9 protein-coding genes are annotated in these 12,427 nt (G+C 63.2%); 3 read left to right on the top strand and 6 right to left on the bottom strand.

Annotated features, from left to right (window positions below; genetic code table 11):
- Positions 1–2: 2 nt before the first annotated feature.
- Positions 3–1,238 carry a hypothetical protein gene (locus XM53_RS16885; RefSeq protein ID WP_144435582.1) on the bottom strand — a complete coding sequence of 412 codons (1,236 nt, stop codon included), beginning with the start codon at positions 1,236–1,238 and terminating at the stop codon, positions 3–5.
- A gap of 106 nt (positions 1,239–1,344) precedes the next feature.
- Positions 1,345–4,065 carry a preprotein translocase subunit SecA gene (secA, locus tag XM53_RS16880; RefSeq protein WP_057795432.1) on the bottom strand — a complete coding sequence of 907 codons (2,721 nt, stop codon included), beginning with the start codon at positions 4,063–4,065 and terminating at the stop codon, positions 1,345–1,347.
- A 186-nt stretch (positions 4,066–4,251) separates the two neighbouring features.
- On the opposite strand from secA, the gene XM53_RS16875 reads away from it, so the two are divergent.
- From XM53_RS16875 to mutT, 3 genes are read left to right on the top strand one after another with little or no spacing between them, the layout of a single operon-like run.
- Positions 4,252–5,136, top strand: coding sequence for a peptidylprolyl isomerase (locus XM53_RS16875; RefSeq protein WP_057795430.1), 885 nt, complete (start codon positions 4,252–4,254; stop codon positions 5,134–5,136).
- 3 nt (positions 5,137–5,139) lie between these two features.
- Positions 5,140–6,369: a bifunctional glutamate N-acetyltransferase/amino-acid acetyltransferase ArgJ gene (gene argJ, locus XM53_RS16870; protein ID WP_057795428.1), complete on the top strand. Its 1,230-nt coding sequence runs from the start codon at positions 5,140–5,142 to the stop codon at positions 6,367–6,369.
- 13 nt (positions 6,370–6,382) lie between these two features.
- Entirely contained in the window at positions 6,383–6,781 is a 399-nt protein-coding gene (gene mutT, locus XM53_RS16865) for an 8-oxo-dGTP diphosphatase MutT (protein ID WP_057795426.1), read from the top strand.
- A 119-nt stretch (positions 6,782–6,900) separates the two neighbouring features.
- Here the strand turns inward: mutT and infB are convergent, their stop codons facing one another.
- From infB to rimP, 4 genes are read right to left on the bottom strand one after another with little or no spacing between them, the layout of a single operon-like run.
- Positions 6,901–9,402, bottom strand: a complete 2,502-nt coding sequence (gene infB, locus XM53_RS16860; RefSeq protein ID WP_057795424.1) for a translation initiation factor IF-2 — start codon at positions 9,400–9,402, stop codon at positions 6,901–6,903.
- 5 nt (positions 9,403–9,407) lie between these two features.
- Positions 9,408–10,031: an RNA-binding protein gene (locus XM53_RS16855; RefSeq protein ID WP_057795421.1), complete on the bottom strand. Its 624-nt coding sequence runs from the start codon at positions 10,029–10,031 to the stop codon at positions 9,408–9,410.
- Positions 10,032–10,056: 25 nt separating this feature from the next.
- A complete protein-coding gene (gene nusA, locus XM53_RS16850) occupies positions 10,057–11,682 on the bottom strand; it encodes a transcription termination factor NusA (protein ID WP_057795419.1) in 1,626 nt (541 codons plus the stop codon).
- A gap of 4 nt (positions 11,683–11,686) precedes the next feature.
- Positions 11,687–12,259 (bottom strand): ribosome maturation factor RimP, encoded by a 573-nt coding sequence (gene rimP / locus XM53_RS16845; protein ID WP_057795417.1) that lies wholly within the window; start codon positions 12,257–12,259, stop codon positions 11,687–11,689.
- Between the last annotated feature and the right edge of the window lie 168 nt (positions 12,260–12,427).

Genomic DNA, 12,427 nt, shown 5'->3' with positions numbered 1-12,427 from the left:
CGTCAGTTGCGCGCGATCTTCAAGTCTTCGTACAGGTTTTTCAACACCAGAAAATCACCCACGGCATCGCAGTCCGGAATCGCCATCGTCAGATCGCGCGCCGAGATTTCCCCGGCCCCGGGCTTGATCAGCGCCTGCGCCTCGATATCCCGGCCGCAATTGGCGGCATTGATCTCGGTCTCCAGGCTCACCTGTACCTCGCCCTCGCGCAGCGCGTTCCGAGTGGGAAAGGTATAAACCTCCACCATCAGGGTCGTTTCCTCGATCACCCCGTCGCCAAGGCGCAGCAGGAAACCGCCCTCACCCGTCGCCGCGCTCGACACATCCCGCGCGGCATCGAACCAGACGTGACCCTGTTCACCATAGTCCGCGCCATATTCCATCGCGTGAATCTGCATCCCGCTGCGGCCCTGCCACTGCACGACGTAACGGTCATAATAGTCCAGCGTATCCACATCGGCAGTCGCCACCGCACCCTCGCCATTGTCAAACGCCGCGATGAACACTGCGTTCTGCGTCAGCGCCGGCACTTGCATCGACCATGTGCCGTCGGTGTCGGTGATCGCGCTGAACATCATGCCGTTGTGGTGCAGGGTGAACTGCGCATCCGCCTGACACGGCGCGGTCAGTTCCAGCTGAACCATCGCCGCCGCGGCGGCGCTTGCCGACATCTCGATCTCTGCGTCGCAGGCCGGCAGGGCCGGGGCCTTTTCTTCCCGTGGAAACGATTGGATCGGCACGTCCTGCAACGCCGCCAGTTGCAGCGGCGCATCAGGCAGCGCCTGCGGCTGCGGCGCCGCGGCCGGCGGGATCGGCGGGATCGGCGGGATCGGCGGCACCGGCTCGGCCGATGTCAGCGTCACGCTTTCAATCTCAAGCCCTTCAGCCTCGAAGCTTTGCCCGGTCACCATCGCAGCCTCCTGGAAAAGCTGCGCTTTCCCAAGGTCGGCGGTCATAACTGGCGTTTGGTGCTCCTCAGTCTCCGCGATGGCTTCGATCTTGTTTTCGACAGGAACGGTGACAGGCTCTTGCGCGCTGCTTTCCGCTTCCGTTTGCGGCTCAGGCTCTACGAAAGCCTGCGCGAACGCATCGGCGGCCGCAGGATCAATCGTGCTTGTCTGCGCCGACGTCACGGTGCGGTCGTTCTGCGACATCTGCATGAAATAGCCGATACCAAGGGCACACCCCATGGTCATACCGGCCATTGCGATACGTTTCGGATTGCCTAACTTGATCATCACGATCTCCCACACCTGTCATAGGTCGAGAGAACGCTAGTTGGCGAAAGTGTCCGCTTGAAGGCAACCCAAGGGTGTCATTGGGGCCGTGTTATGGCGCGCGTTGTCAGCCCAATCGTCCGTGGCAATGCTTGAACTTCTTGCCCGAACCGCACGGGCACGCCTCGTTCCGGCCCGGATTGCCCCAAGTCGATTGGTCGTTCTCGTCAAAGCCGGGCAGGGCGGCGCCGGTAGGATCCTTCAGGCTTTCGGCGCCGGGTTCACGCTCTTCCGTCTCGGACGGTTTCGGCGCCATCGCGGCCTGCTTGGCCCGTAGGTCGCGCAGCATCTGCTGCTGTTCCTCGTCCGTCATCGGGCGGATCCGGGCCAGCTGCTGCGTCACATCCTGCCGCAGGCTGTCCAGCATCGTCTCGAACAGCTGGAACGCCTCGTTCTTGTATTCGTTCAGCGGATCGCGCTGCGCGTACCCGCGAAAGCCCACGACGCTGCGCAGATGTTCCAGCGTCAAAAGATGCTCGCGCCATTTGCTGTCGATGGTCTGAAGCAGGACCTGCTTCTCGATCATCCGCATCTGGTCCGGCCCGAACGCCTCGGTCTTCTCGGCCATCATTTCCTCGGCGGCCTCTTCCAGCCGGTCGGCGACCACGTCGTCATCCACACCTTCCTCGTCGCCCCAGGCCATCACCGGCACGTCCAGGTTCAACCGCTCGATCACGGCGGCATAAAGCCCTTCCATGTCCCATTGGTCGGCATAGGTCTTGGGTGGCATGTACTGGTCGATCAGGTCGTCGATGACCTCGCCGCGCATGTCCTTGATGATCTCCGACAGGTCCGTGGCTTCCATGATGTCCAGCCGCTGGCGAAAGATCACCTTCCGCTGCTCGTTCATCACGTCATCGAATTTCAGCAACTGCTTGCGGATGTCAAAGTTGCGGCCCTCGACCTTCGCCTGCGCGCGCTCCAGGCTCTTGTTCACCCACGGGTGAATGATCGCCTCGCCTTCCTTCATGCCCAGTGTCGACAGAACCTTTTCCAGCCGTTCAGACCCGAAAATGCGCATCAGGTCATCATCAAGGCTCAGGAAAAACGCCGACCGCCCCGGGTCCCCCTGGCGGCCCGAGCGGCCGCGCAGCTGGTTGTCGATCCGGCGGCTTTCGTGCCGTTCCGTGGCCAGAACGAACAGGCCACCGGCATCGATCACCGCCTGCTCGTCGTCCTTGTGCCCCGCCTCCAACCGCTTCCGCACCTCTTCTGGATCGGCCTGCGGATCGGCGGCAATCGCTTCCATGATCTGGAAATCCAGGTTCCCGCCCAGCTTGATGTCGGTGCCGCGCCCGGCCATGTTGGTGGCAATCGTCACCGCACCCAGCTTGCCGGCATCCGCGACGATCTGCGCTTCCTGCTCGTGCTGGCGCGCGTTCAGCACGTTGTGCGTCACCCCCGCCTTTTTCAGCAACTCGCTCAGCATCTCGGATTTCTCGATCGAGGTGGTGCCGACAAGGATCGGCTGACCCTTCGCGTGCGCTTCCTTGATCGTCGTCACGATGGCATCGAATTTCTCCTGCGCCGTGCGATAAACCGCATCGTCCTCGTCGACCCGGGCAATCGGCTTGTTCGTCGGCACTTCGACCACGCCCAGCCCGTAAATCTGTGCAAATTCCTCGGCCTCGGTCGACGCTGTCCCGGTCATCCCCGACAGCTTGGCGTACAGGCGGAAATAGTTCTGGAATGTCACCTGCGCCAGCGTCACGTTCTCTGGCTTGATTTCACAGCCTTCCTTGGCCTCGATGGCCTGGTGCAGACCGTCCGACAGCCGCCGCCCGCTCATCATCCGTCCGGTGAACTCGTCGATCAGCACGACTTCGTTGTCGCGCACGATATAGTCCCTGTCCTTCAGGAACAGCTTATGCGCCCGCAGACCCTGGTTCATGTGGTGCACGATGGTCGTGCTTTCGGGATCGTACAGCGACTGCCCTTCTTCCAGCAGTCCCTTCTGGTGCAGAAGCTCTTCGATATACTCGTTGCCTTCGTCGGTGAAGGTGACGTTCTTGGTCTTCTCGTCGATCTTGTAGTGATCTTCTTCCAGGCTGGGGATCAACCCGTCGACGGTCACGTAAAGCTCGCTGCGGTCCTGCGCCGGCCCCGAGATGATCAACGGCGTCCGCGCCTCGTCGATCAGGATGCTGTCCACCTCGTCGACGATGGCAAAATGATGCCCGCGCTGCGACATTTCCTCGAGGCTCGATTTCATGTTGTCGCGCAGGTAATCGAAGCCAAGCTCGTTGTTGGTGGCATAGGTGATGTCGGCGGCATAGGCGCCTTTCTTCTCGTCATCCGGCTGCTGCGGATAGACCACGCCCGTGGTCATCCCCAGCGCGGAAAAGACATTGCCCATCCACTCGGCGTCCCGCTTGGCAAGGTAATCGTTCACCGTGACGATATGCACACCCTTTCCGGTCAGCGCGTTCAGATAGGCCGGAAAGGTCGCCACTAGGGTCTTGCCCTCGCCCGTCTTCATCTCCGAGATATTGCCCTGGTGCAGGAAAATCCCGCCCATAAGCTGCACGTCGAAGGCCCGCAGGCCCAGCGCCCGGCGCGCCGCCTCGCGGCAATTGGCAAAGGCTTCCGGCAGGATCGCATCAAGGCTCTCACCCTCCGCGATACGTTTCTTGAACTCCTGGGTCTTGGCGATCAGTCCGGCATCATCGAGGGCCTCGTACTCGGGCTCCAGCGCGTTGATCTTCTCCACCAGCGGGCGGGTCGTCTTGACCTTGCGGTCGTTCGGGGTGCCAAAGATCTTTTTGGCGACCGTTCCAATACCCAGCATATCCTATCCGATCCGGTCTTTCGCTATCTCGTGATTGGCAATCGCTTGCCCCGTCCGTCGCACCGCCCTAGAACGGGCCCAAGGGGACGGCCCTGCCTTTGATCATAAGGCGATGTAAGGGGCCGCTCATGGACTGTCAACGTCACAACGCGCCGCGTCTTGGCGCGAGAAAGCAAAGGGTTCTCCATGTCACATCCGATCAAGTCGATCCTCGCCGCAACCTGTACCGCCGCACTGCTGGCGCAGGGCGCGTGGGCGCAGGAAACGGCTGAAACAGAGTCTGAATCCGCCCCCGCCGCCGATCCCTCACAGGTCGTCGCCACCGTAAACGGCACCGAGATCACGCTGGCGCATGTCATCGCACTTCGCGCCACCTTGCCGCAACAATACGACCAGTTTCCGCCCAACCTGCTGTTGCAGGGCATCGTCGACCAGCTGATCCAGCATACCCTGCTGAAACAGTCTCTGGACGGCGAGCCGTCGCTGCGCAGTCGCGTCTCGATCGAGAACGAGGAACGCGCCATCATCGCCGGCGAGGTCATGGCCGGCGTCGTTCAGCAGGCCCCGTCGGACGAGGACGTGCAAGCCGCCTACGAAGAGCAATACCCGGCCGATGTTCAGGAAACCGAGTATCGCGCCTCGCACATCCTCGTGGAAACCGAGGAAGAGGCGCAGGAACTGGTGACCGCCCTCGAAGGCGACGCCGATTTCGCGGCACTCGCCCGCGAGAAATCCACCGGACCCTCAGGCGCGTCGGGCGGTGACCTCGGCTGGTTCGGCGCCGGTGACATGGTCGCGACCTTTTTCGACGCCGTCGCGGCGCTCGAACCGGGTGAGATTTCCGAGCCGGTGAAAACCGAGTTCGGCTGGCACGTCATCACCCTGGTCGAGACCCGCAACAAGGAGCGCCCCGCGCTCGACACCGTGCGCGCGGAACTGGAGGCCCAGCTCAAGGAAGCCAATCTGGAATCCTTCATCGAGAGCCTGAAATCCGATGCCGAGATCGACCAGGTCGACCTTGGCGAAATCGACCCGAACGTCATCACCAATCTCGACCTGCTGGAGAACTGACCAATGGCCAAGACCCTCGCCGTTTCGCCACTGGCGCCCACCGCGTTCCCGGAGCTTCCCGCCATCGCCGGTGTGGAATTCGCCAGCGTCGAGGCCGGCGTGCGCTATGCCGGCCGCAAGGACGTGATGCTGGCGAGTCTGGCCCCCGGCACGGCCATGGCCGGGGTCTTCACCCGGTCCGCGACGCGCTCTGCCGCGGTGCTCGATTGCCAGGAGAAGATCGGCTTCCAGTCTGCCGAGGGCGCGGCGATCATCGTCAATTCGGGCAATTCCAACGCCTTCACGGGCCGCAACGGCGTGGAGTCGGTCAAGGCCGTCACGAACGCCGTAGCCCAGACCCTATCCTTGCCGGAATCGCGTATTTTCAGCTCCTCCACCGGCGTTATAGGAGAGCCGCTGAAACACGAGCGCATCACCGCGAAACTGTCCGAACTGGCGGGCAAGCTGTCGTCCGACGGGATCGAGGACGCCGCCCGCGCGATCATGACCACCGATACCTTCCCCAAGGGCGCCACAGCCACCATCTCAATCGACGGCCAAGAGGTACGCATCGCCGGCATCGCCAAGGGGTCGGGCATGATTGCGCCCGACATGGCAACGATGCTGGTCTACATTTTCACCGATGCCGCCATCGACCGTGAACACTTGCAACAGATGGTCTCGGCGCTGAACGAAAAGACCTTCAACTGCATCACCGTCGACAGCGACACCTCCACCTCCGACACGCTGCTGGTCGCCGCCACCGGCGCCTCGGGCGTGCGCGTTACCGACCAAAGCGTCGGCTTCATGGAGGCGTTGCGCGGCGTCATGCTCGACCTCGCGCACCAGGTCGTGCGCGACGGCGAAGGCGCGACCAAATTCGTCACCATCTCCGTCACCGGCGCCTCCAGTGACAATGACGCCAAGACCCACGGCCTCGCCATCGCCAACTCGCCGCTGGTCAAAACCGCCATCGCCGGCGAAGACCCCAACTGGGGCCGCATCGTGATGGCCATCGGAAAATCCGGCGCGCCGGCCGACCGCGACACGCTTTCGATCTGGTTCGGCGACACACTGGTGGCCGAAAAAGGCTGGGTTAGTCCCACATACCGCGAAGAAGACGGCGCCGCCCACATGAAGAACCAGGAGATCACGATCCATGTCGATCTCGGTCTGGGGGGCGGAACTGCCCATGTCTGGACCTGCGACCTGACGCACGGCTATATCTCGATCAACGCCGACTATCGGTCATGACACCGACTCACCTATGAAAACAATCCTCGTATCCGCCGTCGCCCTGATTGACGTCGACGGTCGCATCCTTCTGGCCCAACGCCCCGAGGGGAAATCGATGGCGGGTCTGTGGGAATTTCCCGGCGGCAAGGTCGAACCCGGTGAAACGCCCGAGGTCGCCCTGATCCGCGAGTTGGAAGAAGAGCTTGGCATCAACACCTGGCAAAGCTGCCTCGCGCCGCTGACCTTCGCCAGTCACAGCTATGACGACTTCCATCTGCTGATGCCGCTTTTTGCCTGCCGCAAGTGGGAGGGCACTCCGCAGTCGCGTGAGAACCAGACCCTGAAATGGGTCCGCCCCAACGCGCTGCGCGACTACCCCATGCCCCCCGCGGACGTGCCGCTCATCCCGATCCTCCGCGACTGGCTCTAATCGCCGCAAAAGCTTTCAGAAAGCTTTTGCCAAGTCTTTTCAGAAAAGACTTGGGCCCAGCAAACAAAAAAGGGCGACCCAATAGGCCGCCCTTTCCCGAAAACAGTCTCTATTCCGGCTTAATCGAGGTTCCGCTCGACTTCCTCGCGCTCGAAAATCTCGATCACGTCGCCTTCGCGGATGTCCTCGTATTTCTCGAACGCCATGCCGCATTCCTGGCCCGACTGAACCTCCGACACTTCGTCCTTGAAGCGCTTCAGCGTCTTCAGCGTACCTTCGTGGATCACCACGTCATCGCGCAGCAGGCGCACACCGGCCGACCGGCGGGCGATACCCTCGGTCACCAGACAGCCCGCAACCTTGCCGACGCCGGTGACCTTGAAGACTTCGCGGATCTCGGCATACCCGATGAAGTTCTCGCGGATTTCCGCACCCAGCAGACCGCTCGCGGCCGCCTTCACGTCATCCACCAGGTCATAGATAACGCTGTAATAGCGGATCTCGACACCCTTCTGGTTCGCACTGTTCCGCGCCGGCGCGTTGGCCCGCACGTTGAAGCCGATCACGGGCGCACCCGACGCTTCGGCCAGGCCGATATCGGACTCGGTGATTGCGCCCACGCCCGAGTGCAGCACGCGCACGCGCACCTCGTCGTTGCCGATCTTCTCCATCGCCTGCACGATCGCCTCGGCAGAGCCCTGCACGTCGGCCTTCACAAGAATCGGCAACTCCTTGACGTTCTCGTTCTCCTTGGCCTGCGCCAGAAGCTGTTCGAGCGTGGTGCCGGCCCCTGCCGCCGCGCGCTTCTCCTTCGCCGCCTTCTCGCGGTACTCGGCAATCTCGCGCGCCTGACCTTCGGATTTGACCACGTTCAGAACGTCGCCCGCCTCGGGCGTGCCATTGAGGCCAAGAACCTCGACAGGCACCGACGGCCCGGCTTCCTGAACGCGCTCGCCCCGGTCGTTGATCAGCGCACGGACCTTGCCGTACTGCTCGCCCACGACAAAGATATCGCCCTGTTTCAGCGTGCCGCGCTGCACAAGAACCGTCGCCACGGGGCCGCGGCCCACATCCAGCTGCGCCTCGATCACCGCACCTTCGGCGGCGCGATCCGGGTTCGCTTTCAGCTCCAGGATCTCGGATTGCAGGGCGATGGCTTCCAGCAGTTCATCCAGGCCCTGACCCGTCTGGGCCGACACCTCGACATCCTGCACGTCGCCCGACATCGCCTCGACGATCACCTCGTGCTGCAACAGCTCGGTGCGCACCTTGTCGGGGTTCGCCTCGGGCTTGTCGCACTTGTTGATCGCCACGATCATCGGCACTTTGGCGGCCTTGGCGTGGTTGATCGCCTCGATTGTCTGCGGCATCACCGAATCGTCGGCAGCCACCACCAGAACCACGATATCGGTCACCTGCGCGCCACGGGCCCGCATACTGGTGAACGCGGCGTGACCTGGCGTATCGAGGAAGCTGAGCACGGCACCGCTGTCGGTCGTCACCTGGTAGGCGCCGATGTGCTGGGTGATCCCCCCGGCTTCGCCCGCCACCACCTTGGCGTCGCGAATGGCGTCAAGCAGCGACGTCTTGCCGTGGTCCACGTGACCCATGATCGTGATCACCGGCGGACGCGGCTGAAGATCGCTTTCCTTGTCATCGACCGAATCGATCACGTCTTCCACGTCCGAATCGCTGACCCGGACGATGCGATGGCCGAATTCCTCGACGATCAGCTCGGCGGTATCGGCGTCGATCGACTGGTTCTGCGTGACCATCATACCGTTGTTCATCAGCGCCTTGACCACGTCGCCCACGCGCTCGGCCATCCGGTTGGCCAGCTCGCTGACCACGATCGCCTCGGGCACCTGAACGTCGCGGACGACCTTTTCACGCTCTTGCGCACCGCCCATGGCCTTTTGCCGGGCGCGCTCCTGCTTGCGCTTCATCGCGGCCATGGATTTCTGCCGGCCGCCTTCGCCACCCGACAGCGCCTGGTTCAGCGTCAGCTTGCCGGCCCGACGGCCACCATCGTCGCCACGGCCCTTGCCCTTGCCACGGCCATCGTCGCCTCGCTGGTCGCGCTCGGGCGCCTTGCTACGGGGCGCCTGCTTGGTCGGGCGGGTCTGCTGGTCTTCGGCCGGCGGCGCGGCGGCAGCGGCCGCAGCCTGCTTGGCGGCGTCCGCTTCCTCGCGCTTCTTGCGCTCTTCCTCGTCCGCCTTCGCCTGGGCGCGTTCCTCGGCCTCGCGCTGTTCGCGCTCCTTGGCCTCGGCCTCCTCGCGGCGGCGCATCTTCTCTTCCTCGCGCTCACGCTCTTCGGCCTCGCGCTGCGCGGCTTCCTCCGACTCGCGTTCCCTCGCGGCGGCAAGCGCCCTCATCCGGCGTTCCATCTCCTCGTCAGAGATCCCCGCCGGGCGTTTCGATCCTGCTCCGGGCGCACCCGCCTTGGCCCCACCCGGCGCAGGCGCCGCGGCCCCGGGTTTCGGTTTCACGATCCGCTTGCGCTTGGTTTCCACCACGACGTTCTTGGTGCGGCCATGGCTAAAGCTCTGCTTGACGTTCCCCGACCGAGGACCGCCACCACCACGTACACCCAGAGTTTTCTTTCCGTCGTTGTCGCTCATCTATCTCAACTTCCTTTCCGGCGGGGTCGGTCCCCGTCCGTGACGCGCAAGCCCTTGAGTCTTGCCGCCTCCTCTACAACACGTTCGCACAAACCGCCAGCCGCGAGTGCGGCGTGGATGCTTGTTTCACGCCCGAATGCCTGGCCAAGCTCGTCGGCGGTGATCCAGCCGATCCAGCTGCCGCCATAGGGCGTGCTCAGTTTCGTCTTCCCGCGCGCGGACCCGTCGCTGGCCTGGATCAGAACCTCGGCCTCTTCCTTGGCCAGCCAGTCCTTCACCTTCTCGTATCCGGCCACCGCCTGCCCGCCTTTGCGCGCCAGGCTCAGCAATTCCACGACCCGCCGCGCCAGCATCGCCTCGACCTGCTCGACCAAGCCGTCCGGCACCGTGACACTCTGCTTGGCACTGCGCGAGAACAGGCCCTTCTTCACCGCCGTTTCCAGCGCCTGTCGCGTCGAGCTCACCCAAATGCCCCGGCCCGGCAGCTTCTCCAGGATATCCGGCACCACCTGGCCCTCGGGGCCGATGGCAAACCGGATCAACCCATGCTTCGGGCGCACCTCACCCGTGGCAATGCACTTGCGCTCGGGACCATTCGTCCGGTCCTTGGGCTGCCCACCGCGCCCCATATCAACGCCTACGAGGCCTGACGCATCAGGCCTCGGCCTCCTCTGCGGTGTCGCCTTCGTCTTCGGCGTCCTCGTCGGCCTCGGCTTCCAGGTCCGCCGGATCGACCCAGCCCAGCATGACCCGCGCGGTCATCACCAGATCCTGCGCCTCTTCCAGCGACACTTCGAAAGGTTCCAGAACGCCATCGTCCTTGACGCGCTCGCCGTCCACGGTGGTCCAGCCGCCCGCCAGTTCCCAGTCGGCGCAGGTGGCGAAGTCTTCCAGCGTTTTCACGCCATCTTCTGCCAATGCCAAAACCATCTGGGGTGTCAGCCCCTCGAATTCAATAAGGCTGTCCTCGGCACCCAATCCGCGCGCTTTCTCCAGCGCTTCCTTGGCCTGCGCCTCCAGCACGTCACGCGCCCGGGCCTGCAATTCGTTCGCGGTGTCCTCGTCCACCCCGTCGATCACCAACAGTTCGTCGATCTCGACATAGGCGACCTCGTCAAGGTTGGTGAAGCCTTCGGAGACCAGCAGCTGGGCAAAGAACTCGTCCAGGTCCAGCGTGTCCATGAACAGCTTCGTACGCTCCTCGAATTCCTTCTGACGGCGCTCGCTGTCCTCGGCCTCGGTCATGATGTCGATATCAAGATTGGTCAGCTGGCTGGCCAGCCGCACGTTCTGACCACGACGACCGATCGCAAGGCTCAGCTGGTCCTCAGGCACGACAACCTCGATCCGCTCGGCTTCCTCGTCCAGAACCACCTTGCTCACCTCGGCGGGCTGCAGCGCGTTCACAAGGAAGGTCGGCTGGTCCTCGTTCCACGGGATGATGTCGATCTTCTCGCCCTGCAACTCGTTCACCACGGCCTGCACGCGGCTGCCGCGCATACCCACGCAGGCGCCCACGGGATCGATCGAGTTGTCATAGGAAATGACGGCGATCTTGGCGCGCGAGCCCGGGTCACGGGCCACGGCCTTGATCTCGATGATGCCGTCATAGATTTCCGGCACTTCCATCTTGAACAGTTCTGCCATGAATTCCGGCGCGGTGCGGCTCAGGAAGATCTGCGGCCCACGAGCCTCGCGGCGCACGTCCTTGATGTAGCACCGGATCCGGTCGTTCGGGCGATAGCTTTCGCGACCGATCTTCTCGTTCCGGCGCAGGATCGCCTCGCCCGCACCGACATCCACGATGACGTTGCCGTATTCCTCGCGCTTCACCACGCCATTTATGATCGTGCCGGCACGGTCCTTGAATTCCTCGTACTGGCGGTCGCGCTCGGCCTCGCGCACCTTCTGCAGGATCACCTGCTTGGCGCTCTGCGCGGCGATCCGCCCCATATCCACGGGGGGCACTTCCTCGATCAACTGGTCACCGACCTTGGGATCGTCCAGGTATTGCTTGGCCTGTTCGACTGTGAATTCCGCCTGGTAATTCTCCAGCTCGTCATCCTCGACCACGGTGCGCACACGGGTGAAGGTCGCCTTGCCGGTCTTGCGGTCGATGCTCACGCGGATATCCATCTCGGCGCCGTACCGGCTCTTGGCCGCGCGCGAGAGGCTCTCTTCCATCGCCTCGATCACAAGGCCCGGGTCGATCATCTTCTCCCGCGCCACCGCCTCGGCGGTCTGCAAAAGCTCAAGCTGGTTGGCAGAGGTAATAGCCATTGTCTCAGGTCTCCTCGGACGAGTCAGTCTCTATGTCGTCAAAATTGTCTTCGTTCAGAACGCCCGCTTCCTTGCGTGCCTTCAGCATGTCCTTTATCAGCTCATCGGTCAGCACCAGCTTGGCATCGGCCAGCCAGTCGAAATGCAGCCCGATCGTGCCTTCCTCGACGTTGATCAGCACTTCGCCGCCCTCGGTCCCGGCCAAAACGCCCTTGAACCGCTTGCGCCCGTCGATCAGCTCGTGGGTCTCCAGCTTCGCCTCGTAGCCCTCGAACTCGTCGAAATCCTTCAGCCGGGTCAGAGGCCGGTCGATGCCGGGGCTGGACACTTCCAGCGTGTACTCGTCGACGATCGGGTCTTCCACATCCAGCACCGCGCTGATGGCGGTGGAAATCTCGGCGCATTCATCCACCTCGATGCCGCCCTCGGGCCGCTCGGCCATGATCTGCAACGTGGCGGTCTTGCCGCCCATCAGACGCACGCGCACCAGCTCGAACCCCATGTCCTCTATGACAGGGGTCACGATCTCGGCCAGCCGCCGATCCATCGAGGATTTTGCAATCAGGTCGTTGCTCATGGGTCCTTCGAACACAAAAAAACGGGCGCGCGGCCCGTCGATCTTTCCCGGTGGAGCGCCGGGTTTGGACCCCAGCGCGCCGCTGTTGAAAGGGGATATACGACTCGATGGCTGAGTCTGCAAGGGGGAAAGCAGGTTGCGCAGATGTCAGCCTTTCCCACACCCGTC

This window comes from Roseovarius atlanticus (assembly GCF_001441615.1).
In the GTDB taxonomy this organism is placed as follows: domain Bacteria; phylum Pseudomonadota; class Alphaproteobacteria; order Rhodobacterales; family Rhodobacteraceae; genus Roseovarius; species Roseovarius atlanticus.
The sequence above is the reverse complement of the archived record's forward strand: the minus strand, read 5'-3'. Positions and strand labels throughout refer to the sequence as shown.